Source organism: Bacillus sp. JJ1127, assembly GCF_036965845.1.
Taxonomy (GTDB): Bacteria; Bacillota; Bacilli; order Bacillales; family Bacillaceae_G; genus Bacillus_A.
Window position 1 is genome coordinate 11,882 of record NZ_JBALQK010000054.1, and the last position, 25,326, is coordinate 37,207.

At 35.8% G+C, this 25,326-nt stretch carries 26 protein-coding genes and 1 riboswitch; of the genes, 15 read left to right on the plus strand and 11 right to left on the minus strand.

All coding sequences use genetic code 11. The annotated features are described in order from the left end of the window. Positions 1-258 precede the first annotated feature (258 nt). The 3 genes from V7183_RS07020 to V7183_RS07030 form a co-directional block, all read right to left on the minus strand. The gene (locus V7183_RS07020) at positions 259-1,587 is read right to left on the minus strand and encodes a (Fe-S)-binding protein (protein ID WP_335359054.1); all 1,329 of its coding nucleotides are present in this window, start codon (positions 1,585-1,587) and stop codon (positions 259-261) included. Then, complete coding sequence (glcD, locus tag V7183_RS07025) at positions 1,584-2,996, minus strand: glycolate oxidase subunit GlcD (protein WP_335359055.1); 1,413 nt, start codon at positions 2,994-2,996, stop codon at positions 1,584-1,586. Before glcD ends, V7183_RS07020 begins: the two co-directional genes overlap by 4 nt. A 366-nt stretch (positions 2,997-3,362) precedes the next feature. Continuing rightward, positions 3,363-4,499, minus strand: coding sequence for a CdaR family transcriptional regulator (locus tag V7183_RS07030; RefSeq protein ID WP_335359056.1), 1,137 nt, complete (start codon positions 4,497-4,499; stop codon positions 3,363-3,365). 136 nt (positions 4,500-4,635) lie between these two features. Here V7183_RS07030 and V7183_RS07035 point away from each other — a divergent pair, with 136 nt between their 5' ends. The 9 genes from V7183_RS07035 (at position 4,636) to V7183_RS07075 (ending at position 12,860) form a co-directional block, all read left to right on the plus strand. Further along, positions 4,636-5,607: a YncE family protein gene (locus V7183_RS07035; protein WP_335359057.1), complete on the plus strand. Its 972-nt coding sequence runs from the start codon at positions 4,636-4,638 to the stop codon at positions 5,605-5,607. Next, positions 5,604-6,275: a response regulator transcription factor gene (locus V7183_RS07040; RefSeq protein WP_097896078.1), complete on the plus strand. Its 672-nt coding sequence runs from the start codon at positions 5,604-5,606 to the stop codon at positions 6,273-6,275. The genes V7183_RS07035 and V7183_RS07040 overlap by 4 nt, the downstream gene beginning before the upstream one ends. 1 nt (position 6,276) lies before the next feature. Continuing rightward, positions 6,277-7,659 carry a sensor histidine kinase gene (locus tag V7183_RS07045; RefSeq protein ID WP_335359058.1) on the plus strand — a complete coding sequence of 461 codons (1,383 nt, stop codon included), beginning with the start codon at positions 6,277-6,279 and terminating at the stop codon, positions 7,657-7,659. Between the two features lie 339 nt (positions 7,660-7,998). Beyond that, positions 7,999-8,688 (plus strand): FadR/GntR family transcriptional regulator, encoded by a 690-nt coding sequence (locus V7183_RS07050; protein WP_255257286.1) that lies wholly within the window; start codon positions 7,999-8,001, stop codon positions 8,686-8,688. A gap of 170 nt (positions 8,689-8,858) precedes the next feature. Next, positions 8,859-9,578, plus strand: coding sequence for a (Fe-S)-binding protein (locus tag V7183_RS07055; RefSeq protein ID WP_097896085.1), 720 nt, complete (start codon positions 8,859-8,861; stop codon positions 9,576-9,578). Between the two features lie 16 nt (positions 9,579-9,594). Further along, on the plus strand, positions 9,595-11,016 hold the full coding sequence (locus V7183_RS07060) for a LutB/LldF family L-lactate oxidation iron-sulfur protein (protein ID WP_097896087.1): 1,422 nt from the start codon (positions 9,595-9,597) through the stop codon (positions 11,014-11,016). After that, entirely contained in the window at positions 11,016-11,726 is a 711-nt protein-coding gene (locus tag V7183_RS07065) for a LutC/YkgG family protein (RefSeq protein WP_097896089.1), read from the plus strand. Before V7183_RS07060 ends, V7183_RS07065 begins: the two co-directional genes overlap by 1 nt. Positions 11,727-11,837: 111 nt before the next feature. After that, the gene (locus V7183_RS07070) at positions 11,838-12,548 is read left to right on the plus strand and encodes a prepilin peptidase (protein ID WP_335359059.1); all 711 of its coding nucleotides are present in this window, start codon (positions 11,838-11,840) and stop codon (positions 12,546-12,548) included. A gap of 9 nt (positions 12,549-12,557) precedes the next feature. Next, positions 12,558-12,860: a cyclic-phosphate processing receiver domain-containing protein gene (locus tag V7183_RS07075; RefSeq protein WP_335359060.1), complete on the plus strand. Its 303-nt coding sequence runs from the start codon at positions 12,558-12,560 to the stop codon at positions 12,858-12,860. Positions 12,861-12,959: 99 nt separating this feature from the next. On the opposite strand, the gene V7183_RS07080 is transcribed toward V7183_RS07075, so the two are convergent. The 7 genes from V7183_RS07080 to phaQ all read right to left on the minus strand — a co-directional run bounded on the left by V7183_RS07080 (position 12,960) and on the right by phaQ (position 18,499). Beyond that, entirely contained in the window at positions 12,960-13,802 is an 843-nt protein-coding gene (locus V7183_RS07080) for a formate/nitrite transporter family protein (protein WP_335359061.1), read from the minus strand. Positions 13,803-14,065: 263 nt separating this feature from the next. Then, the gene (locus V7183_RS07085; protein WP_097896097.1) at positions 14,066-14,863 is read right to left on the minus strand and encodes a TerC family protein; all 798 of its coding nucleotides are present in this window, start codon (positions 14,861-14,863) and stop codon (positions 14,066-14,068) included. A gap of 86 nt (positions 14,864-14,949) precedes the next feature. Beyond that, positions 14,950-15,116: riboswitch (yybP-ykoY riboswitch) on the minus strand. A 38-nt stretch (positions 15,117-15,154) separates the two neighbouring features. Next, positions 15,155-16,474: a TrkH family potassium uptake protein gene (locus tag V7183_RS07090; RefSeq protein WP_335359062.1), complete on the minus strand. Its 1,320-nt coding sequence runs from the start codon at positions 16,472-16,474 to the stop codon at positions 15,155-15,157. Between the two features lie 116 nt (positions 16,475-16,590). Next, positions 16,591-16,776: an alpha/beta-type small acid-soluble spore protein gene (locus tag V7183_RS07095; RefSeq protein WP_097896101.1), complete on the minus strand. Its 186-nt coding sequence runs from the start codon at positions 16,774-16,776 to the stop codon at positions 16,591-16,593. Between the two features lie 158 nt (positions 16,777-16,934). After that, positions 16,935-17,378: a MaoC family dehydratase gene (locus V7183_RS07100; protein ID WP_097896103.1), complete on the minus strand. Its 444-nt coding sequence runs from the start codon at positions 17,376-17,378 to the stop codon at positions 16,935-16,937. Positions 17,379-17,479: 101 nt separating this feature from the next. Then, the gene (phaP, locus tag V7183_RS07105; protein WP_335359063.1) at positions 17,480-18,004 is read right to left on the minus strand and encodes a polyhydroxyalkanoic acid inclusion protein PhaP; all 525 of its coding nucleotides are present in this window, start codon (positions 18,002-18,004) and stop codon (positions 17,480-17,482) included. Between the two features lie 42 nt (positions 18,005-18,046). After that, positions 18,047-18,499, minus strand: coding sequence for a poly-beta-hydroxybutyrate-responsive repressor (phaQ, locus tag V7183_RS07110; RefSeq protein WP_097896107.1), 453 nt, complete (start codon positions 18,497-18,499; stop codon positions 18,047-18,049). Positions 18,500-18,697: 198 nt separating this feature from the next. Between phaQ and phaR the strand changes: the two genes are divergently transcribed. The 5 genes from phaR to V7183_RS07135 all read left to right on the plus strand — a co-directional run bounded on the left by phaR (position 18,698) and on the right by V7183_RS07135 (position 24,007). Further along, complete coding sequence (gene phaR / locus V7183_RS07115; protein ID WP_097896108.1) at positions 18,698-19,180, plus strand: polyhydroxyalkanoic acid synthase subunit PhaR; 483 nt, start codon at positions 18,698-18,700, stop codon at positions 19,178-19,180. 208 nt (positions 19,181-19,388) lie between these two features. After that, on the plus strand, positions 19,389-20,132 hold the full coding sequence (locus V7183_RS07120; RefSeq protein WP_097896110.1) for an acetoacetyl-CoA reductase: 744 nt from the start codon (positions 19,389-19,391) through the stop codon (positions 20,130-20,132). A gap of 83 nt (positions 20,133-20,215) precedes the next feature. After that, entirely contained in the window at positions 20,216-21,301 is a 1,086-nt protein-coding gene (phaC, locus tag V7183_RS07125; protein WP_335359064.1) for a class III poly(R)-hydroxyalkanoic acid synthase subunit PhaC, read from the plus strand. Positions 21,302-21,439: 138 nt separating this feature from the next. Next, the gene (locus tag V7183_RS07130) at positions 21,440-22,633 is read left to right on the plus strand and encodes an NAD(P)/FAD-dependent oxidoreductase (protein ID WP_335359065.1); all 1,194 of its coding nucleotides are present in this window, start codon (positions 21,440-21,442) and stop codon (positions 22,631-22,633) included. A 24-nt stretch (positions 22,634-22,657) separates the two neighbouring features. Continuing rightward, positions 22,658-24,007 (plus strand): TrkH family potassium uptake protein, encoded by a 1,350-nt coding sequence (locus tag V7183_RS07135; protein ID WP_097896115.1) that lies wholly within the window; start codon positions 22,658-22,660, stop codon positions 24,005-24,007. A 37-nt stretch (positions 24,008-24,044) separates the two neighbouring features. Here the strand turns inward: V7183_RS07135 and V7183_RS07140 are convergent, their stop codons facing one another. Further along, entirely contained in the window at positions 24,045-24,380 is a 336-nt protein-coding gene (locus V7183_RS07140; protein WP_141523340.1) for a DUF3905 domain-containing protein, read from the minus strand. A 173-nt stretch (positions 24,381-24,553) separates the two neighbouring features. Between V7183_RS07140 and V7183_RS07145 the strand changes: the two genes are divergently transcribed. Beyond that, positions 24,554-24,706, plus strand: a complete 153-nt coding sequence (locus V7183_RS07145; RefSeq protein ID WP_170958205.1) for a hypothetical protein — start codon at positions 24,554-24,556, stop codon at positions 24,704-24,706. Positions 24,707-25,326 lie beyond the last annotated feature (620 nt).

Below are 25,326 nucleotides of genomic sequence, written 5' to 3' on the forward strand. Positions count from 1 at the left end.
ATTTTCAGCATTTTTCACTTTGCTTATAAAAGAGATTTTTTGGTTAGAATTACCTTTTTCAGAAATTGAGGAACCTATTATATCAAGGGTTTCTATGTTTTTTTGAGGAATATAATGGGTGATTTTTTACAAAGTTGTAATGTGTTTGTTGTTCTTTTTTATGAGATAGTAACATATTTTTAATCTTGTAGCGGATAAAAAAGCGGCTATCTCTTTACATAGAAGAAAGAGATAGCCGTTTTCGCATTGTTACATATATTACGAGTGATGTTCAATTGCTTCCAATAATAGATCTACAATATGAATGCCTCTCATTTTATGAGAAAGATGTTCACGCTCAATGCCAAGTTTCATTTGTAGTAAGCAACCTGGATTGGCAGTAACAATTGTTGTGGCATCTGTTTCATGCACACGTTCCATTTTATAATCCAAGAATTCCATAGATAATTCTGAATGAACAATATTATAAATACCAGCAGAGCCACAGCAACGATCTGCTTCTTTCATTTCACGATATGCCACACCTTGAATTGCTTGCAGTAGCATACGTGGCTGAGAAGATGTCCGCATCACGTTGCGCAAATGACAAGAATCTTGATACGTAATAATTTGCGGTGGAAGACGTAAATCAGTTCGTTTATGGAAGTCTAATTCTACTAAAATAGCTGTAATATCTTTTATTTTTACAACAAACTGTTTTGCACGCTCAGCCCATTCGGGATCATCTTTTAATAAGTGGTCATAATCTACGAGATATGCTCCGCAACCACCAGCATTTGTAATAATATAATCAATTTTTAGATCTTCAAAGGCTTGGATATTTCGTTTGGCAAGTTCTTTTGCCCCGCCTTTTTCACCAGCATGACCATGCAGAGCCCCGCAGCAGCTTTGTTCTTTTGGGATGACAATATCACAGCCAGCAAGCTGAAGGAGTTTCATTGTGGCGTTATTTGTTTCTAAAAATATTGTATCCATCAAACACCCCGTAAAGAAAGCAACTTGTTTTTTCTTGGTTGTTTCAGCTGGTAAAAATTCTGGGCGTTTCTTCATGTCTTTCATTTTTGGTACTTTTGGTAAGACAAGGTCCATTGTTGCAAGTGTTTCTGGGAATAACTTCATTATACCTGTTTTATGTGTGAATGTTTGTAAACCAGAGCGCTGATAAAATCCAATTAGTCCTGTTAATGTTCGCATGCGATTTTGATGAGGGAATAGACCTTCGAATACAACCTTACGAACAGTTTTGACTGGCATAGAAAATTTCTTATTTTGATTCATAATATCACGCGCTTCTTCTAATAAATGCCCGTAGTTTACCCCGGATGGACAAACAGGTTCACAAGCGCGGCAGCCAAGACAAACATTTAATGTATTTTCAACATCTTTATCTGGTTTAATTAAACCATCTACGACTCCCTTCATTAAGGCGATGCGACCTCGCGGGGAGTGTGACTCTTTATATCCAGATTGAATATAGGTAGGACAAGTTGGTAAGCAAAAACCACATCGCATACAGTTTAATAATTCGTCTTCACTAAGACGCTCTTTAAATTCTTTTTGAATCTGTTCTGTATGTAATGTTGTCATCGTTCAACCACCACTCTTTTACGAGAATCTTTGGCAAACATTTTTCCAGGATTCATAATGTTATGTGGGTCGAAAGCTTGCTTAATTCCTTGCATAGCAGCGATGCCCTCTTTACCTAATTTCAATTCTAAATAAGGAGCCTTCATGGCACCAACGCCATGTTCGCCTGTAATTGTACCACCAAGTTCAATTGCTTTTTGGAAAATCTCTGCAAAGGCTTGTTCAGCACGGTGCATTTCTTCTTTATTACGAGCATCTGTCATACAAGTTGGATGTAAGTTTCCGTCGCCAGCATGACCAAATGTACAAATAGAAATATCATATTTCTTTGCAATAGTATTAATCGCCTCAACCATTGGGGCAATTTGAGAACGTGGTACGGTTGCGTCTTCCAATATTGTTGTAGGTTTCAGTCTTGCTAATGCAGAGAGTGCACTACGGCGTGCTGTACGAAGTGCATCTGCTTCAGTTTCGTCTTTAGCGATGCGAACATCAACAGCATGCATGGAGCGACAAACATCAGCCATTTTCTCAATGTCACGGTTTACAACTTCAGGTGAACCATCTTGTTCAATTAAAAGAATGGCTTTAACATCGGTAGGTAAACCAATTTGTGCGAATTCCTCTACTACTTCAATTGTTGGTTGATCTAAAAATTCAAGCGTTGCTGGAATGATTTTATTGGCAATAATTGCAGAAACGGCGCGAGCGGCTTCATTGATATCTTGATATAATGCGAGCATGGTTTTCTTCGTTTCAGGCATTGGAACAAGTTTTAAAATTGCTTCTGTAACAACGCCAAGTGTACCTTCCGAACCAATAAATAAGCGAGTTAAATCATATCCAGCTACATCCTTGGCTAATTTACCGCCAGTACGAATAATATCGCCATTTGGCAAGACAATCTCAAGCCCCATAACATAGTCTCGAGTTACACCGTATTTTAGACCGCGTAAGCCACCGGAATTTTCATTGATATTACCACCGATTGTAGAAATTTTCATGGAGCTTGGATCTGGTGGATAAAATAGCCCTTTTTCCTCTGCGGCTTTAATAATATCAAGTGTAATTACGCCAGCTTGCACAGTAATTGTTAAATTTTCTTCATCTATTTCTAAAATATGATTCATATGGCGGAAGATAAGAACGATTCCGCCTTCAAGTGGACATGTTCCTGCACATAGGTTGGTACCAGAACCACGAACGTACACAGGAACTTTATGGGTGTTACATACTTTTAAGACTTCAGCTACTTCATTTGTATTACGTGGTGCAATGACCGCATCAGGCATCGCTTGGAAGTTTGGCGTTGCATCATAACTATACGTTAAACGCCCCATGTTGGATGTATCTACATTATCTTGACCAACAATGGATACGAATGAATCGATAATACGCTGTTCTAACATTAGAAATCCCCCTCAAACTGTTAACTTGTTATCCTATTTATAAGAGTTTGACCTTGTGATATAAAACGAACCTTCATCTCAAGTTGCTTTTATTGTCCGTGAATATATAAATCCATTTTGATTTTTCAACATATAAGTCGTTACTCCAAAGAATAACTCGTTTTTTCTCTTTGTTTTAACTTGACATGGGGCGGGAAAGGGATCTGACCGCTTCTATGCATAGCTGGATGCTCTCTCCCACTTAAAAAGAAAGGTTTTATGTTGGTTTTTCAAATTGTACTTATTATATACCGATGAAAGAACATAAGGATAAAAGCGTTGTAACAGTGTTTTCATTATAATCATAAAAAAGTAGGGGACTTCTTTCTATGGATGAATGACTGAAAATTGATTGATTTTTCCATCTTTTTTTGTGTGATTATCCAATAAGAGGAGGGCGAAATATAAAACGATTAAATCTTTAAAATGTTTTGGGTTAAGTCCTGTATATTCTTCGATTTTGTTGAGTCTGTAATGCAATGTATTAATATGAATGTGCAATCTTTCTGCTGTTTGTTTATATGATTGATTATGATCAATAAATAAGCGTAGCGTTTGCATGAGTTCAGTTGCAGATAATAAGTTATAAATCGTGCGTTTCAGAAATTCTGTACGGGTTTCAGCAGTAATATCTTGTAAACACATTTCTAAACGTAAATCTTCATTAAATATAATACCTTTTGTTTCAAAAGCAACTGAAAGAGCACGTAATGCTTGTTCATAGGATATATGCATTTCGCTTGGCATAACAGTTTGCCCAATACCGATATATAGTGTAATAGGGAATAAAGTTTCACAATCTTGCTTTAATCGTTTTAAAAATTGAAAGGACTTCGTTTTTGACTCCATTGTCGTAAATAAAATAAAACGGTCATTTCCCCAGCGTACAAATAGTTCCTCCTTCGTTAGCAGGTTCCGAATATGTTGCCAAATTTTACGTTGCAGCATCGTGTCATCTTGATCAAAGGAAAATAAAATGAGTTGTTTCTTCTTATATAAATCGATGCCCAGTGTTTTCGCACGATCTAGAAAACTAGGGGACCAATCATTACTTTGAAGCCAATCAAAAACAAATGCTTCATATGAACGTTGCTCAAGTTCTAGTTGTTCTAGAAAATAATTTTCATGAATTAATAATTCGGTCATTTTTCTTAATATTTCTCCATACTGTGAAATATTTTCGGGTTCTCCCGTTATACCGATCACACCGATTACTTCATCATGGAACAGAAGCGGAAGATTCATTCCAGCTTTTACCCCTTGTAAATGCTGTTCATCTTCCTTTGTAATAATGACTGTTTTCTTTTGCTTTGCACAACGAAGAGCACCTTCATGAAATTGTCCAATTCGTTCAGTGTCTGTACTTGCAATAATTGTCCCTTGTATATCAATAATAATGATGTTCTCTGTAATTAGCCTTCGAACTTCACGTACAATTTTATTTGCTAAATCAGGAAAAAGCATAATTTGCACACCTCTATTTCTGTTTGTTGTACATTATATATGTAGTTTCATTAAGATAGGAAGATTTCACACTTTCCTCACAAATATTTGCTATTTTACAATTATAACGAAATCATCTAAAGATGGAGGGAATCTTTTGAAGAAGTACGTTTTTCTTCTATGTTTTTTGTTTCTGTTAGCAGGGTGTCAGGGAAATTCATATACACCGATTGCTAAAAATAAAAGTATACTTATAACGACAAATATTAAAGAAGGTAGCGTTAGTTTTATTGATAAAAAGTCGAAAAAGACATTAACAACATGGGAATTAAAAGAACCAATTACAGGAATTGCGATGCTTCCGAATGGAGAAGACATGCTTGTATATGGTAAGCAATTAGAATATGTATATATATACTCGTTAACAGAAGGAAAACAAATGAAAAAATGGAAGACAGGAAAAGGAATTACAAATGTCGTCGTATCAAATGATGGAAAACAATTATTTTTCGCCGATCAGAATGAACAAAAAGTACGATTCTTTACGATAAACGGGAAAGAGATAGGAAGTGTTTCGGTAGGAAAAGGTCCGTTAACAATGGTGCAGCATGAGAAACGATTATATGTATTAAACTTTTATGATACACAGCTATCTACAATTGATTTAGAGAAAAAGCAAGTTATACAATCTTTTATGGTGCCACCAGCATCAACAGGAGCAATGGTCAGCGCTGATGGTAAGGAAATATGGATTGGTGGACATGGTGATGGAAAACAAGTGAATGAGAAAGTATTAGTATATTCTTTAAGTAATGGAGAGATGATACGTTCTTTACATGCACCATTTATGCCGGTTAGTATTGCAGGTGATGAAAAATTTGTGTACGCCTTAAGTCATGGATCAAATATGCTCAGAAAGTTTGATGCTCATACTTATCAAGAAGTAGGGGCGATAGAAGTCGGATCTAACCCATTTGCTTTTTTGAAAAGCGGAAAAGAAGGTTATGTAGCCAGCTATGATAGTAATGAAGTGTATGTCATTGATATACAGGATATGAAAGTAAAACAAACGATTGCAGTTGGAAAGGGACCATTCCAACTTGTGCAGCGAGAAGGGAGAGGGAAATGAATAAATATAAAGTGTTACTTGTGGATGACGAAAGTGATATGAGGCAGCTTGTCGGCATGTATTTAGATAACTTTGGGTATGAATGGGGAGAAGCTGAAAATGGAAAGGAAGCTCTTCAGAAGTTAGAGACAAATCATTATGATTTCGTCGTTTTGGATATTATGATGCCGGAGATGGACGGGATTTCAGTCTGTAAAGAAATTAGGAAAACATCAGATGTTCCCATTATTTTTTTAACTGCAAAAGGTGAAGAATGGAACCGCGTGAATGGTTTACGAATGGGGGCAGACGATTATATTGTGAAGCCGTTTAGTCCAGGAGAACTCATTGCTCGTATGGAAGCTGTATTAAGGCGATATACAAAGCAAGAACAACAAGAGGAGCTTCAGTTTGGTCCCATTCTAATTAATGAAAAAAGCAGACGGATTGAGACGAACGGTGAGACAATTTCTCTTACGGTAAAAGAGTTTGATTTACTATACTTTCTTTGCCAGCATCATGGACAAGTGTTTAGCCGGGAGCAATTGCTTGAAAAAGTATGGGGATATGATTACGCAGGAAGTACAAGAACGGTAGATACACATGTGAAAACGATGCGCTTAAAGCTTGGAGAAAGTGGAAACTACATTCAAACCGTTTGGGGTGTAGGCTATAAATTTGAGGTGTAATATGTTTACGATGGTACAAAAGCTTTGGCTTACAGTAGTATGTGCAGTATGTGTAACAGTTTCTTTTCTTTATTTCGTGTCTTTATATTCATATGAAAAGTTATATGTTCAAAATATTGAAGATTCATTAGTAATGGAAGGAAAAAGACTCGTATCACAATATGACAAACAAGAAGGTGTCTCAGCATTCGAGGAAAAAGTGAAGGCGTTTGATCGTATTGCGAGTGCAGATATACTTTTCGTGAGTAATCCACGTGATTTAAGTGCATGTTTACCTTTTGATGTACATTATCATTCTCTCATTAGTGAAAATGATAGGCAGGCATTATTAGATGGGAAGACAGTTACAAAGGTAGGATTTGAAGAACACTTTCAGCGCAAGATTATGGGCGTGGTCATTCCTGTTTTAGAAGAAAAAAAGTTAGTTGGGATTGTATACTCGTATATTCCGCTAAAGAGTATTAAAGATTTAATATTTGATATGGGACTTATTTTAGCACCATTGGCTCTTTGCATGATGATACTTACAATATGGATTGGCCGAAAAATTATTATTGCAATTACAAAGCCGCTCTCACAAATGGAACGAGTGGCAAATCATATGGCAACGGGAGATTTTTCTGAGCGTATTACAATTTCATCTGAGGATGAAATTGGTCGTTTAGGAAAAGCATTTAATAAAATGGCAACTTCATTGGAGGCCGAAGATGCAAAACGCAAGGAATTTTTAGCGAATGTTTCGCATGAACTTCGGACACCGCTTAGTTATATTAAGGGGTATAGCGAAGCAATCTTAGATGGTGTGGCAAAGGGACAACAACAATCGAAATTTACGCAGCTCATTCATAAAGAAGCGGGGCGTATGCAGCGGCTTGTACATGATTTATTAGATTTAGCACAGCTAGAAGGAGAGCATTTTCCGTTAAAAAAACAACCGATTGTGTTTGCTCAGCTTATTGAAGATGTATTGGAAACGTATGAATTGAAATGTACAGAAAAACAACTGCATATTTCAATGGATCTTGATCCAGATATTATTGTAATGATTGATGAGGATCGAATGCAGCAAGTACTTCATAACTTGTTAGATAATGCGATACGTTATACAAATCCAGATGGGCATATTGTAATAAAACTAGAGAAAAAAGATACGTATTGTGAATTGAGAATACAGGATACGGGAATTGGAATTGATCCGGAACATTTTGAACAGCTTGGTGAAAGGTTCTACCGAGTAGATAAAGCAAGAAGTCGTCAGCATGGAGGAACCGGTCTAGGGCTTGCGATTGTAAAACAAATTGTGCATATTCATGATGGAGAATGGCGAATTGAAAGTGAAAAAGGGAAAGGGACAACGGTTATCATACAATTACAGATAGAGTGAAACTTTAGTTAGTGCAGGGCATTCCTCACCAACTGGGATAAATGAAGAAGAAAGCATGTTCTAGTCTAGAATATGCTTTTTCTTATAAGGGAAATCATTATGGAATAAGCAAGGAGGATGTAGGGAGAAAAATTATAAATCAATTGTTAATGGAGATAATATCCATTAATCTCCACCATATAACAAAAAATTGACGGTTTTATGAACAAAACATTTGTACTTCTTACCAATTCGTTCTAAAATAGGTATGGATGCTATGTTTTTATAAATCGTTTTAACTGTTGTTTGGATGATACTGGGGTGATTTAACTGGAATACAAATCTATTAAACCGAAAAAAATTTACGAAGAGGTATCTGAAGCCATTTTAACAATGATAAAAAATGGTACATTAAAACCTGGTGACAAACTTCTTCCTGTTCATCAATTAGCTGAGCAGTTTCAAGTTGGCAGATCTGCAGTTCGTGAAGCGCTGAGTGCTTTGCGAGCAATGGGCTTAATTGAAATGAAACAAGGAGAAGGGACATATGTGAAGAGCTTTGATTCTTCAGCATTGACAAAATCGTTAAATCATACATTGTTAATAAAGAAGGAAGATATTTTAAATTTATTGGAAGTGCGAAAAGTGCTTGAAGTGGGGGCAGTTCGAGCAGCTGCAGCGAAGCGTACGGAAGGTAATTTACAAAATATGAAGCGTTGGTTAGATGAAATGGCAAAAGGCATGGGAGATGAAAAAGCTGGTGAAAAAGCAGATTTTCATTTTCACATGGGGATTGCAGAATCTTCACATAATAATATCTTACTTGAACTTATGAATCATGTTTCAGAGATGATTGCTGAAACAATTGGTGAGTCAAGACGCATTATTTTATATGGTGAACAAACGACAGCAGAACGACTTTTAGAAGAGCATCAAGCTATTTATGATGCGGTATTGAAGCAAGATATAGAGTCTGCACAGCAAGCAATGCTAAATCATTTAACAAATGTAGAACATATTGTCACAGGTAGAAGAGATATAAATTCGTGATTTAGTCTTTCGAAAATTCAGTTTTCTGATAAAATAGAGAAAGATTGAGGAAGCGTTTTCTTTAGAAAAGGGAAGAATCAGGCGGAATTGGATGCCTTGCTTCTTCTTTTCCTAGTCATCTGATGACCATATGAATATTGGCGAAGTTGTAATGAGGGGGAATTATAATTATGAAAGTTACTTTGTTTGTTACTTGCTTAGTCGATATGTTTGAAACAAACGTCGGTAAAGCAACAGTTGAAGTGTTGGAGCGTTTAGGTTGTGAAATCGAATTTCCAGAAGCGCAGGTTTGCTGTGGTCAACCAGCTTATAATAGCGGCCATGTAGAAGCAGCAAAAGAAGCGATGAAACACATGATTGAAACTTTTGAAAATGCGGAATACATCGTTACGCCATCTGGTTCTTGTGCGACAATGTTTCATGAGTATCCACACGTTTTTAAAGATGATCCAAAATGGGCAGCACGTGCGCAAAAAGTAGCAGATAAAACATATGAATTAACACAATTTATTGTAGATGTGTTAAAAGTTACAGATGTTGGAGCTAGCTTAGAAGGAACAGCAACTGTTCATAAATCTTGTCACATGACACGCATGCTTGGAGTAACAGAAGCGCCAGGGATTTTACTATCAAATGTAAAAGGATTAACTGTAAAAGAACTACCAAATGTACAAAATTGTTGTGGTTTTGGGGGAACGTTTTCAGTTAAGATGACACCAATTTCTGAGCAAATGGTTGATGAGAAAGTTGATAGTGTGATGGAAACCGGTGCAGATTATTTAATCGGTGCTGACTGTGGGTGTTTGTTAAACATTGGCGGACGTATTGAACGTTTAGGTAAAAAAGTAAAAGTAATGCATATTGCTGAGGTACTGAATAGCCGCTCATAAAGGGGGAACATAAGCTATGTCTATGAAAATCAGTGAGAAAAAATTTAATGATCGTGTTGGCGATGGAATTCAAGATTCGTTTATGCGCGGAGCAGTATCTTCTGCACAAACGCGTTTATATACAAATCGATTAAAAGCAGCAGATGAATTAGGAAACTGGGAAGAGTGGCGTGAACTTGGTGAACAAATTCGTCAGCATACGCTGGAAAATCTAGATTATTATTTGATGCAACTGAGTGAAAATGTATCAAAAAGAGGCGGGCATGTTTTCTTTGCGAAAACAAAAGAAGAAGCCGCACAATATATTCAAGAAGTAGCGAAAAAGAAGCAAGCGAAAAAAGTTGTGAAATCGAAATCGATGGTAACTGAAGAAATTAGTATGAATCATGCGCTTGAAGAAATTGGTTGCGAAGTTGTTGAGAGTGACTTAGGAGAATATATTTTACAAGTGGATAATGATCCACCATCTCACATTGTTGCACCAGCACTTCATAAAAATAAAACGCAAATTCGGGATGTATTTAAAGAAAAATTAGGATATGAAAACTCTGATGATCCATATGAAATGACGAAGTTTGTTCGTAAGCACCTTCGCAAAAAATTTATGGATGCTGAAATCGGGGTAACAGGCTGTAACTTTGCAGTTGCAAATACTGGTTCTCTTTGTTTAGTAACAAATGAGGGGAACGCAGATCTCGTTATGTCTATTCCAAAAACACAAATTGCGGTAATGGGTATGGAACGTATGGTTCCAACGATGGAAGAACTTGATGTTTTAGTTGGTTTACTATGCCGTAGTGCGGTAGGTCAAAAACTAACGAGTTATGTAACAGTAGCTGGCCCGATTCAAGAAGAAGAGGTAGATGGACCTGAGGAATTCCATTTAGTTGTTGTAGATAATGGACGCTCTGAAATTTTAGGTTCAGAATTCCGTCAAGTTTTACAATGTATTCGTTGTGCAGCATGTATTAATGTGTGTCCTGTATATCGTCATGTTGGTGGACATTCTTACGGATCAATTTACCCAGGACCAATTGGAGCTGTGTTAACACCACTTTTAGGTGGTTATGATGATTATAAAGAACTTCCATATGCATCTAGTCTGTGCGGGGCATGTACAGAAGCATGTCCAGTGAAAATTCCATTGCATGACTTGTTACTAAAACATCGTCAGGTCATTGTTGAGAAAGAAGGACGTGCACCACTTGCAGAAAAACTAGCAATGAAGATGTTTAGTATGGGTGCTTCTTCAGCAGCTTTATATAAAATGGGTTCTAAAATGGCTCCAGCCGCAATGAGTCCATTTACATCTGGTAATCGTGTATCGAAAGGTGTAGGACCACTGAAAAATTGGACGGATATTCGTGAGTTCCCAGCCCCAAGTAAAGAAAGATTCCGTGATTGGTATAAAGATCATAAGAAAGGCGGGAATAACTGATGACAGGGACAATTCAAAACCGTGATTCCTTTCTAGAAAATATTGCGAAAGAGCTTGGACGTGAGCAGAGAACAGAAGGTGTAAAGCGCCCGGTATGGAAAAATAATATAAATGTAGAAACGTTAAAAGATTATTCAGAAGAAGAATTGCTAGAAGTGTTTAAAAAGCAATGTACAAACATTCATACGACTGTCATTGAAACGACAAAGAATGATTTAAGTGCAACGATTCAAAAAGTAATTACTGAAAATGGCGGCGGACCTATTCTGTTATCGGAAGACAAGCGTTTTGAAGCGTACGGTTTGACATCGTTATTTACGGAAGAACTTCCAAGTCAAAATGTTGAAGTGAACATTTGGAACTCAGAAAAAAAAGAAGAAAATGTTCGCTTAGCTGAAAAAGCGAATATTGGGATTGCATTTAGTGATTATACGTTAGCAGAATCCGGTACGATTGTTGTACAGAGTCATAAAGGCCAAGGGCGTTCTCTACACTTCCTACCTACTGTGTATGTTGCTATTATTCCTCGTGAAACAATTGTACCTCGTATTACACAAGCGGTTCAGGATATGAATTCACGTGTAGAGAATGGGGAAGAAGTTGCATCTTGTATTAACTTTATAACAGGCCCAAGTAACTCAGCTGATATTGAAATGAATCTTGTTGTCGGTGTACATGGACCATTAAAAGCATTTTATTTTGTAGTATAAATGAAGAAACAGGCCTTATAAGGGCCTGTTTTTTTATGGAGAAAGACGAATTTTTGAAAATACAATGTGTTACTTTTTCTTGTTATACTAGACGCGAAAGGAGAGAATAGAATGCTATTTTATGTATATGCTTTTCTCACTGGTTTGATATTAGGCTCTTTCTATCACGTTGTTGCGTATCGTATTCCGCTCGGTTATTCCATCATAAAACCACGATCACATTGTTCTCATTGTTCCCATGTATTACAATTAAAAGAGTTAATCCCCATTTTATCATTTTGTATTCAAAAAGGACGGTGCACGCACTGTCATATAAAAATCTCATATTTTCATCCATTATTTGAAGGTGTTGCCGGAGTATTGTTTCTTCTTACAGCGGTTTTTGTTGGGGCTAATGAGCAGCTTATTATCGCATGGACGCTGTTATCACTTCTTCTTATTGTTTCTATTACAGATCTTCTTTATATGGTCATTCCAAATCAAATTTTATTCTTTTTTGCAGGACTATTTCTAATCGAACGATTTTTTATACAGCCGTGGCTATGGTGGGATGGATTGTTAGGAGCAATGGTTATGTTTATGCCCTTATATATCATTCAAGCTATTTATCCACAAGGAATCGGAGGAGGGGATGTGAAATTATTTATTTTACTTGGTTTTGTCGTTGGAACAAAAGTGATATTATTATCACTTTGTTTCTCATCATTATTTGGTCTTTGTTTTCTTATCATTTCGATTGCCCTAAAACGTATGACATATAATGAACCACTTCCTTTTGCGCCTTTTATTGCACTTGGTACAATATGTACATATAGTATGTAGAATGTATTTTTGGATGACCAAAGACCGTGTCCAGCTGGTTTTATACTAGCGACGATAGTCGAACAAGCGCTGGATCTCATTCGAAATCATAAGGTACATACGTTATCGCTCGATTATAATATGGGATTTCGTCAGAGAAATGGGTTGTTTTTCGTAGATGTATTTTGTAAGGAACGATTACATGTGGAGGAAATTCATTTTCATACGAATGATACGATAGGACAACGTTATATGTTAGATTGGATACAAAAAGGAAAAGAGTCTGGAGAAATTTTTTCATCTATTATAATTAAATGTGTTGGCAGTTACTAAAAAAGCAAGCATTCCAATCGATTTGGAATGCTTGCTCAATGAAAGGACGGGCAGTAAACCCCAGATTGGTTCAACTTACTCACAAGAGGAAGTTGAACTTTATTTTACATGTGCTGGCAATGGAATAATTTCTTCAGTTTGTTCAGAATCAATTTCTGGTTTTGTAGATTTTGTTTCGTTTTTTGTTAAATAATGATAAACCATACCAACAAATACAGATCCACCAACTATGTTACCGATTGTAGCTGGAATTAAGTTATGAATTGCACCTGCAAAAGAAACTGTATCAGGATGTGGAACAAGTAAAGCAATTGAAAATATGGATAGATTTGCGATGCTATGTTCATATCCTGACATGAAGAAAGTAAATACAGTTAAAAATATCATAAGGAGTTTAGCTGTATCTCCTTTTACTTGAGATGGAAGGAAACATGCAAGACAAACGAGCCAGTTACATAAAATAGCTTTGAAAAATATGTGCATTGTTGATGCGCCCATCTTTGTTGTGGCAACTTCATTTAATAAGTGATTGTGACTTATTGTTTCAAAAATACCAGTTGCATAAAAGAGTAATGCGAAAAATACTGCTCCTACTAAGTTTCCTACATAACAAGCACCCCAGTTGCGAAGTGTATCGATAACAGTTGTTTCTTTACGTAAAGTTGCAACGGTGAAATACATTGTATTTCCTGTAAATAATTCAGCTCCGCCAAATATAATTAAAATAAGTGCAATTCCAAAAAAGATAGAGAATGCAAAATATGTTGCGGGTGAATGTGCATCATGAAAGAAATTTCCTAATTTAGAACATAGTACAATAACAAAACCCATATAGACACCAGCTAGCGCTGCCCGAAGGAAATATTGCATTGGATTGTTATCTAACATTTTTTTCTTTTTCTTTGCGAGCTGTACTAGGTAATCTACTCCTTGTTCTAGCATAAATCATTACGCTCCTTCAATAAATCATTTATAAATATTCTTTATATGAATAAAGTACACTTAGTTGCTTTTAGTTTCAATAAGATTGTTCATTTTTTCACAAAAAGGACATATCTTAATTTTAAAAGCGTTAACATATTACGGTATAATATCGTATATTACTGAATATTGAGATAATTTAATGCGAGAGCGTGAAACTTTAGGTCTTCTGTTTTTGAACAGGAAGTGTACTAAGTAGTGAGAGAAAGAAAAAAGCGCTGTTGTTACAGCGCTTTTTCATCGAAATTCTTTTGTGCTTTTTGATTTTCTGTATCTTTAGATAAGAACCAACCACCCATTGCAATTCCGATTAATACAAGCCAGAATGTAATTTTCCATGGAGCAGATTCTGGGAATCCGTGTGGAATTACGCCTAGGGCTGGGTGTGCTAATGTATAAACCGCTAGTTTTACACCAACCCAACCAACGATTAAGAAAGCGGCTGTTTCTAAACCTGGCTTGCGTTTTAATAATTGTACGAAAGCAGATGCAGCAAATCGCATAATGATTAAACCAATTAGACCACCTACAAAAATAACAAGGAATTGCCCTGTATCGAGGCTACCGATTGTACCTAAACCTGTTTTAGGTAAAGTCATTGCTAATGCGACAGCCGCTAAAATAGAGTCCACTGCGAAGGCGATATCAGCAACTTCCACTTTGAATACAGTCCACCAAAAATTTTCTTGTTTTTTCTTTGTTTCTTTTTCTTCTGTTTCTTCATGTGCATTCTTTTTGACGTATGTTTTAAATAAATGGTTACCAGCGATAAACATGAGGTAAATTGCACCTATTGCTTGCACTTGCCATACGTCGACTAAGAAAGAAATCATAAACAATGATCCAAATCGGAAAATAAAAGCTCCTGCTAATCCATAAAATAATGCTTTTTTTCGTTTTTCTTCTGGTAAATGTTTAACCATGATTGCAAGGACAAGTGCGTTATCCGCTGCTAGAATCCCCTCTAGTGCAATTAAAATAAGTAATACCCAACCATACTGTAGTAATAATGATACATCCATGTACATTCTCCTCTCATTTGTGTTTAAACAAGTGAAGAAGTTTCTCCACTGTTTTGTTTTCTCATACTCCTGCCTATCGGCGGTGGAAGGAATTGGAAAAGAATGCAAAAAAGACCTCTGCCGTTGATAGGCAAAGGTCTTGCTAGACATATGTAATAAAAATGCCAACAAAGCCGGAAGAACTAAGTTCTACGTAATGACGACTTTGTTTCCAAGAATAAATTCTTGGACGCTACTCCCCTTTGGAGATATGTTATTGTATTTTTATTATATAGATAATAAAAATGGTTGTCAACCCGTTAAAATATCTTCATTTGGATATTTTATTTTTCTTTGTTTTTTACGAGCAAAAGAAAATGCTAACGTTAACGGACCCATTTTCCCAAAAAACATCATAAATACAATGATTATTTTTCCGATTATTGTTAAATGCGGAGTAAGCCCCATGCTTAGGCCAACGGTTCCAAATGCTGAAAACACTTCAAATGCACTCATTAATAGAGGGACTTGTTCTGTAATACTTAAAATTAAAATGGAAAAGAAGATAAATAAAATTGAAATGACTGTAATTGTCAATGCCTTGACGATAAGGGCATCTTTAATGGATTTTTTGAAAATGACAATATCATCTTGCTCTCGCAAAAATTTTACTACGCCTAATAACATAATTAAAAAAGTTGTTAATTTAATACCTCCACCTGTCGAAGCACTGCCAGCCCCAATGAACATGAGGAGCATCATTAATAAAAGAGAAGGTTTTGATAATTGCGCTATGTCAACGGTATTAAAACCAGCTGTACGTGTAGAAATAGCTTGAAAATAAGCAGCCATTCCTTCTTCAAATGGTGTAAAGCCTTTCATAGAAATAGGGTTATCAAATTCAAATATCAAAATTAAAATCGTAGCACCTATATTTACAATAAGGGTAGAAGAGAGCATAAGCTTAGAGTGTAAGGTAAGGTTTTTAAAATTTTTTTTTCGTTTTATATCTACTATGACTGTGAAACCTATTCCTCCTAAAATGATGAGAGAAGAAATGACTATATTGACGAGAATGCTATGTGAGTGAGACATTAAATTATCAGTCCAAAGAGAAAAACCTGCGTTGTTAAATGCCGAAATGGCATGAAAGAAACTATAATATAGTCCATGAGAAACACCGTATTTTGGAATCCATTCAAAAGCAAGAAGAAGGGTAGCGAAACATTCAACAGTAAAAGAAAATAGAAATAATGATTTCGCAAGGCGGATAACGCCCCCGATGTTCGTCTGGTTTAATGCTTGTTGTAGTAAAATCCGATTTTGGAGACCGATTTTTCTCCCGAGCATAATTGCGATTAATATAGCGAAGCTCATAATGCCAAGACCGCCAACTTGTATGAGTGTTAAAATGACAAGTTGGCCAAACAAGGTGAATATTTTTCCAGTATCAACAACACCGAGTCCCGTAACTGTAAATGCAGAAACGGTTGTAAATAAGGCATCTAGCCAAGAAATAGAAGCTGTAGTAGCGATGGGAAGTTTTAATAGGCATGTTCCGATAATGGATAGCGTAATAAAAGATAAAGTGAGTACACGGGGTGGACTCATTCCGATGTTAATCCGTTTCATATCGTACATCTTTCCTTTCGGTTTGCTTTTTGTAGTATGTGAAAAAGGATTGCAATGTATGTTGAAAAGGAAAGGGGACAGATTGTATCTGCCCCCAGAAGCCATTGTTTATAAGATTATCCACGTAATTGTTGTTGAGCTAAAGAAACAAGACGTTTTGTTACTTCGCCACCAACAGATCCATTAGAACGAGATGCTGTATTAGATCCTAAACTTACACCAAATTCTTGTGCGATTTCATATTTAAATTGTTCAAGTGCTTGCTCGACACCAGGAACGAGTAATTTATTTGTTCTTGCCATTGTTAGACACATCCTTATTTAAAATCCAGTTTATTTTGTTTTGAATCATTTGCTGTATAAACTGGTACTGTTATTGTGTGTGTTATAGGTCTACTCATACACGGAAGTAATCGGAGGGATTAGAACTTCTTGGATATAAAAAAAGAGTAGCAAATTAGCTACTCTTTTTTTAGTATAGTTGCTGTTCCTTCAACAACTATGTTATTTAATTGATTATATATATTTGTTTGCAACGTAATAATTTTTTTATCATCACGTTTTTGGATAACCTCTACGACTACACGCAATGTATCGCCGATTTTTACAGGTGCACGAAATGAAACATTTTGCGATAAATAAATTGTGTTTTTTCCGGGTAATTTTGTTCCAAGAATGGTAGAAATAAAGCTTGAAACAAGCATACCATGTGCAATACGTTCTTTGAATATTGTTGTTTTTGCAAAAGAATCTAGAATATGAATAGGATTTACATCTCCAGTTAGTTTTGCAAAATTGATGATATCTTCATTCGTAATTGTTTTTGTTAGCGATGCTTGATCACCAACTTGAATCTCATCGTAATGAAGCTCCTTAACAGCTTGTGCTTCTTGAAATGGATTCATGTTTTCCTCCTTTTTTTCCATGTTGAAAAATGTAAGCCATCTTGATGTAATGGGAGGAAGAAAGAGTTTCGTTTGTTCGGGAGTAAGCTTCCACATTTTTCTTACTTGATGGAAGTGAATAGATTTTTTGAATTTTCCTCGAACTTTTTTACGAGTTCCAGTTGTGTGGATTTGAACTCTTCCAAAAAACCTTCTAGTTGTTTTTGCACCTCGTCACGTTGAAGTTGTTGCTGTTCGATAAATTGTTTTGTTGTTTCTTCAAATTGACCACTTGTTTGAGTAAGAATAGACAAAGATGTTTTTGTAGGAGAGACGGTAAGCTGATGGATATGATTGGAAAGTTCATCCCATTTGTCTTGCCATTCATTAATTTGATCGTCTAAGGAGTTACCTGTAAATTGTTTTACGTATTCTGTATATTGGCTGTTCAATTGAGCAGTGAATTGTTGTAGTTCTTTTTCAAGTTCGTCAACTCCTGCTGTTAATTTATGCAAAGCATCTTGTTGTTGTTTTAATGTTTCTAAAGTAAGTTGCTCTAATTGTTTCCCTGCTGAAGAGAAAAGGGAAAGAGAATGTGACCAATTTTTCCAAAATGCATCGACAAGTTCGTATGGTTTAGTTTCCATGGTTTGACCTCCAAATGTTTTTTTACATATTGTGAACGCAGATTATTCTGCTGTACCACCAGGTGAAGATGAAGAGTTTTTTTCATCCTTTTCTGGAGAAGTAGAAAATGGAAAGAAAGCGTTGGTGTATAACGTAAAAAATGTCCGCAGCATATTTTGATAATGTTCAAAAGAGGTCGCGCATGTTGCTAAATACTGCTCTCCATATTCTGTTAAAGAATAAATTCGTTTTGCTGGCCCTCCTTCACTTGTATCCCAAGTAGAAGAAATAAGGTTTTCTTTTTCTAATTTGCGCAAGGTACGATAAACATTGCCTTGGTCAACAGAAGAAAAGCCGATGTCCATTAGCATTTGAATCAGTTTGTAACCGTGAAGACTCCAGTCTTTTAGACAGAGAAGTAAGAAGGGAACTAAGAAGTTTTTTGGCATGGAGTTTGGTTGTTTCGCTTGGCTTTTTTCCAAACTTTCTTGTTGTTCTGGTTCATTCTGTAGCATGATTGTGCATCACCTCATGAATCAGTTAGATGGAATTTTTTGCTTATAAGTGCAATTTACACTTATCTGTTTTTAAAGTCAATACATTTGTTAGAATATAGAAAAAAATAAAATACAGACTTGAACTTTTTTTCAGAATATTGGAAAATAGTGAATAGGTTGAATTGTTTCAAATACGAATAAAGGAGTGTAGGAGAAGTGATTGATCAAAAGTTTGATCCACTACAAACATGGAAAGAAGTGTATGAACAGACCGAAACATTTTGGGGAAAAGCGCTCAATGAAACAATCAAAACAGAAGAGTATTCTGCTTGGATGGGAAGCGTTCTAGATTTGAACTTGTTTTATCAGAAGATGTTAAATGATGCAACAAAGGGCTATTTAGAAAAAGTGAACATGCCAACTCAAGAAGATATTGCAAGAGTAGCTACGCTTGTTATTAACTTAGAAAATAAAGTTGACAACATCGAAGAGTTTTTGGAAGAGAAAGCAGATTCTTTAGAACAACCTCCTACGCTAAAACGTGATGTAATTAAAGTGAAACAAGATATGCGAACATTAGAAAATAAAATGGATAAGATTTTAGAACTGCTTGAAAAGCAAAATGAAGTATTAGCAAAATTGCAAGAGCCTGCAAAAGAAGAAGTAAAAGCACCGGTGAAACCGGAAAATAAAAAGTAATCCCCACCTTACCGCCGGGCTCTTGCCCGTCACGCGCTTGAAGATGGGGACTTCTTTCGGAAATACGTTAAATGTTTCAAAAAGGGGAGAAAGAATCTCTTTTTAAGACAGCATAAACGGCGAAAACATATTATATATGGGACTTCGTTATACGAGTGCCAAATTGATTCATTAATTATCGTTCACAAATGAATAAGGGGGAAAAGAAATGGTTCAATTAAATGGTAAAGTAGCAATCGTAACAGGCGGAGCAAAAGGGATTGGAAAAGCGATTACAGAAGCGTTAGCAAAAGAAGGCGCAAAAGTTGTTATTAACTACAATAGCAGTAAAGAAGCAGCTGAAAATCTAGTAAATGAGTTAGGAACAAAAGGACATGATGTGTATGCAGTTCAAGCAGATGTGTCGAAACTAGAGGATGCAAAACGCCTTGTAGATGAAGCTGTGAATCATTTTGGTAAGGTTGATATTCTTGTCAATAATGCTGGTATTACAAGAGATCGTACATTCAAAAAGTTAAATCGAGAAGATTGGGACCGCGTAATCGATGTGAATTTAAGTAGTGTGTTTAATACAACAAGTGCAGCACTTCCTTACATAACAGAATCTGAAGAAGGAAGAATTATTAGCATTTCCTCTATTATTGGGCAAGCTGGTGGGTTCGGCCAAACAAACTACTCAGCAGCAAAAGCAGGTATGCTAGGGTTTACAAAATCATTAGCATTAGAGCTTGCGAGAACGAATGTAACAGTAAATGCAATTTGCCCAGGATTTATTGATACAGAAATGGTAGCAGAAGTACCGGAAGATGTTCGTCAAAAAATCGTTTCTAAGATTCCAAAGAAACGTTTCGGACAAGCAGATGAAATTGCAAAAGGTGTTGTATACCTGTGCCGTGATGGAGCGTATATCACAGGGCAGCAACTAAATATTAACGGCGGATTATATATGTAATGAAGTAAGAAGAAAGTGCATATCCATAGCAGGAGTGCACTTCTTTCTTGAAGAAGGAAATCAATCAAAAAGGAGATAGAAAAATGACTACATTCGTAACAGAATGGGAAAAACAATTGGAATTATACCCAGAAGAATATCGAAAAGCATATCGTCGTTTTAAAAGAGCGAGTCAAGTTCTACTACGTGAACCAGAACCACAAGTTGGTTTAACGCCAAAAGAGGTTATTTGGACTAAAAATAAAACGAAGCTTTATCGTTACATTCCAAAACAAGAAAAAACACACGGAGTTCCAATTTTATTGATTTATGCGTTAATCAATAAGCCATATATTATGGACTTAACACCAGGAAATAGTTTGGTGGAATACTTAGTAGATCGTGGTTTTGATGTGTATATGCTTGATTGGGGAACATTTGGTTTAGAAGATAGTCATTTAAAATTTGATGATTTCGTGTTCGATTATATTGCAAAAGCAGTTAAAAAGGTAATGAGAACTGCAAAATCGGACGAGATTTCTTTACTTGGTTACTGCATGGGCGGAACACTAACATCCATTTATGCAGCACTTCACCCGCATATGCCAATTCGTAATTTGATTTTTATGACAAGTCCGTTTGATTTTTCTGAGACAGGATTATATGGTCCATTATTAGATGAAAAGTATTTTAACTTAGACAAAGCAGTTGATACGTTTGGTAATATACCACCGGAAATGATTGATTTTGGAAATAAAATGCTAAAACCAATTACAAATTTTGTTGGTCCGTATGTTGCTTTACTTGATCGCTCAGAAAATGAGCGCTTTGTAGAAAGTTGGAAACTCATTCAAAAATGGGTCGGAGATGGTATCCCGTTCCCAGGCGAATCATATCGACAATGGATTCGCGACTTTTATCAAAATAATAAACTAGTCAAAGGTGAGCTTATAATTCGAGGACAAAAAGTTAAACTCGAAAATATTAAGGCAAATGTATTAAATATTTCAGCAAAACGTGATCATATTGCCTTGCCATGTCAAGTAGAAGCATTACTTGAGCATATTTCTAGTACAGATAAACAATATGTGTGCTTGCCAACGGGACATATGTCAGTTGTATACGGTGGAACAGCTGTAAAACAAACATATCCAACAGTTGGGGGTTGGCTTGAAGAACGTTCTAATTAAGATGAAACACGATAGGAAAAGGTAATTTTGTTATTGTGCTAAGTGAAATAAAAAATCCAGCTAACGAGTGCTAGCTGGATTTTTTTTTGAGAAATAACGAAAAATAAAAGGAGGAAATTTCATCTTAGGAGTATAGTTATGAAACTAACATGTGGGAATTTGTTTTGGAATCAAGGAGCTTGTATGCCTTGTTATCCACTATTAGAAAATGATATGATATGTGATGTGCTTATTATTGGAAGCGGAGAAGCTGGCGCTCATATTGCGTATTTGTTAACGAAGATAGGGATGAGTGTTACACTAATTGGTAAAGGGAAAATTGCAAATGGAAGCACAGCTGCTAATACAGGGTTACTACAATTCGTTCATGATAAATCATTGACTTCACTAATTCATACATTTGGTGAAGAAAAAGGTGTACGTGCTTATCAGCTTTGTTATGAGGCCCTGCAGACACTAGAACGTATTGTTCCAATGCTAGATATTGATCCTAATTTTATTCCAAGAAAAAGTTTATATTATGCAAGTCAAAGTGAAGATATTTCATTTTTGCAGGAAGAATATCGCACATTACGCCATTACGGATTTCCTGTTGAGTATTTAATGGAAGCTGATATTAGAAATCGATATTCATTTACAAAGCCAGCGGCACTATGCACCCACGGGGATGCAGAAGTGAATCCATATATGTTAACTCATGGTCTCATACATAAAGCGAAGCAACTTGGGGCTACTATTTTTGAAAATACAGAGGCTATGCACATTAAGCCTGCGCAAAAAGATTTAATTTGTTACACAAAAACAGGTAAGAAAATTGTAGCGAAATCAGTTATTATGGCTACAGGATACGAAGCGCTCTTTGGAAAAAAAGAAAGAAACACAACAATAGGGACTTCCTATGCAATTGTGACAAATGAGCAAGAGCATTTTGATGGATGGTATGACCAATCTTTAATTTGGGAAACGGCCCGGCCTTATTTGTATTTTCGTACATATAAGAATCGCATTATTGTAGGTGGACTGGATGAAACGATGAAGCTTCAGAAGATTGGTGATACGAAGTTGTTGTATAAACGAAATTTACTTACTAAAATTATACAAGAAATGTTTCCCAATATGAAAAATGTAAGAGCTGACTATTATTGGGCTGCTGCGTTTGGTGGAAGTCATGATGGACTTCCTATTTTAAAAGAAGATGAAAAGATACCTAATTTATATTATGCATTACCGTATGGGGGAAATGGAACTGTATACGGAATGGTATTTGCAAAGTTATTTCGGAAATTATTTACAAATAAAGAAATCAGTGACTTTTCTTTATTTAATCGATAGAAAAAAAGGTAGCGAAGTGATGGGATGAGAGAGATAAAGAAGTTATTACAAAAATTACGCCCGGTGCAGCTTATCGTTTTATTTTACTTTATAGCAGTAATTGTTTCGGTAATCTTATTAAGTTTACCATTTGTTATTAAACCGGGTGTAAAGTGGACATTTATAGATGCTTTATTTACATCTGTTAGTGCTGTAAGTGTTACAGGACTTTCGGTTGTGTCTATTCCTGATACGTTTAGTACAGCGGGGATTATAGTTTTAGCGCTTGTTTTACAATTTGGTGGTTTAGGAATTATGGCACTTGGTACATTTGTTTGGATGATAACGGGTAAAAAAATTGGTTTGCAGGGAAGACGATTAATTATGGCCGACCATAACCAAGGAAATTTATCTGGGCTTGTTGATTTGATGCGGTCTATTTTAATTGTAATTATTTCAATAGAAATCGTTGGGGCGCTGCTGTTAGGAACAAGGTTTTTACATTATTTCCCAACGTGGAAAGAAGCTTATTTTCATGGTTTTTTTGCTTCTGTTAGTGCGACAACAAACGGTGGCTTTGATTTAACAGGTCAATCGCTTATTCCGTACCAAAAAGACTATATTGTACAAATCATTCATATGCTACTCATTATCTTAGGAGCAATTGGATTCCCGGTATTAATGGAAGTAAAACAGTATGTAAGTAAGAAAAAACATCAACTATTTCGATTTTCGTTATTTACAAAATTGACAGCAACGACATTTTTCTCGCTTATTATTGTTGGCACAATTGTAATTTTTTTATTAGAGCGAAATCAATTTTTAGATGGAAAGTCATGGCATGAAACGTTATTTTATGCATTGTTTCAATCTGTGACAACGAGAAGTGGTGGGTTGGCCACAATGGATATACAAGACTTGTCCCAACCGACGCTTCTATTTATGAGCATTTTAATGTTTATCGGTGCTTCTCCAAGTTCAGTTGGAGGAGGGATACGTACAACAACATTTGCTGTTAATATTCTTTCTTTATATTCATTTGCAAAAGGTGGAAGAACAGTTCGTGTCTTTAAACGGCAATTGCATGAAGAGGATATTTTAAAAGCATCCGTTGTTATGACAATGGGGTTTTTATTATGTGCTTCTGCGTTATTGATTTTATCTATTACAGAAAATGTACCGCTTATGAATTTAGTTGTTGAAGTGTGCTCAGCTTTTGGAACGACTGGATTATCAACCGGTATCACCCCAGATCTAACAACTGCTGGTAAACTCGTATTAATCGTTCTTATGTTTATTGGGCGTGTCGGGATTTTAACATTTATTTTAGCTAGTGGTGGAAGAGAACAACCTCCTCGCTATAAATATCCGAAAGAGAGAATTATTATTGGATAACATGAAGCCATTCTACCTGTGAAGGTAGAATGGCTTTTTAATCGTTAATTCCAAATTGGGGATGCATAAATGTGTCTTCTGCTTGTTCTGTTTTATTTTTTAGCAATTCTTGATTTTCTTCTGCAATCCATCCGATATCATTTGTTGGATGAATCCATTCTTTTCCAGCCATAATGGCAGGATCAATATCATCACTCCAATTGTTAAGTGGACTGTTTGGGGAATTATATTTACTGTCCCCAATTACAACATTATATGGATTAATAAAAGGCTGCTGCATTTGTTTTCCTGTTCCTTTAAAGGACGGGAAATTCATTTGATGTGGCAGTGTTTCATCTAAAATAGGTGAATGAATCTTTTGTTTTTTCTTCAATGTAATCGTTCCTTCTTCCGTATAATGAGAAATGTAAATAGTTGGTTCGCATGTAGTATTCCCATCTGGACTTTGTTCTGTACTTGTTAACACTTCCCAGCAATAATTTTTGAATGTTTTCTTAAACTATGATAGAAAGTCAGATGTTATTACAGTTAGGGAAGGTGAATAAGATGGTAAAGCGAAAAGTAAAACAGCGCGCGGCAATCAATCATAATAAAACTCCAAAGGAAAGTCTACCGGATGCAGAATTTGCACTAGAGTATGAAAATGAAAACCCAGCGAAATATGCAAATCGTAATTCGAAAAAAGGTAAGAAAAAATGAGGCGTTTTTACAAACGTCTCATTTTTGGGAGTCTCAAGCGTTGAATTAGAAAAAAATGTAGGGAATACTATTTTCTGGAATATGAGTTAAATATGAGAATTATACTTTAGAGTTTTTCTTTATTATATGTATAGGAATACAAAACGAATAGAAAAAGATTTGTATTTATACAAAAAATGGACACATTTTCCTAACTTGTTCATATAATTTACCAATAGAAAAAAAGTTGACCTGAGGAAAGAGGGGGAGGAAGTGTCGGAACGTATATATAATAAACTCATATTGTACGCGAGCATACTACAAAAACTTCGAGTTATTAATGAACAAGAAAAAAGTGAGATACTTCAAATGATGAACAAAAAAGCCCTATGAAAAAAGGCTTTTTTGTTTATCCAGCTATTTCACATTGTAGTGAAAGTAAAAGCAGCTAGGTGGGAGAGAAACTGTACATAAAGTTCGATTGGTGAGGGTTCATAATTAGTAGGCGGTGAAGGGTCTTACTAATTAAAGCGTTACTTTATCCCGCTATTTGCGGGCTGGAATACTCCCACCTTAAAATTCGGTAAAAGAAAAGAAGTTAGGTAGAAGATAAAAAGCCCGTAAAACCCACTGATTAAAGT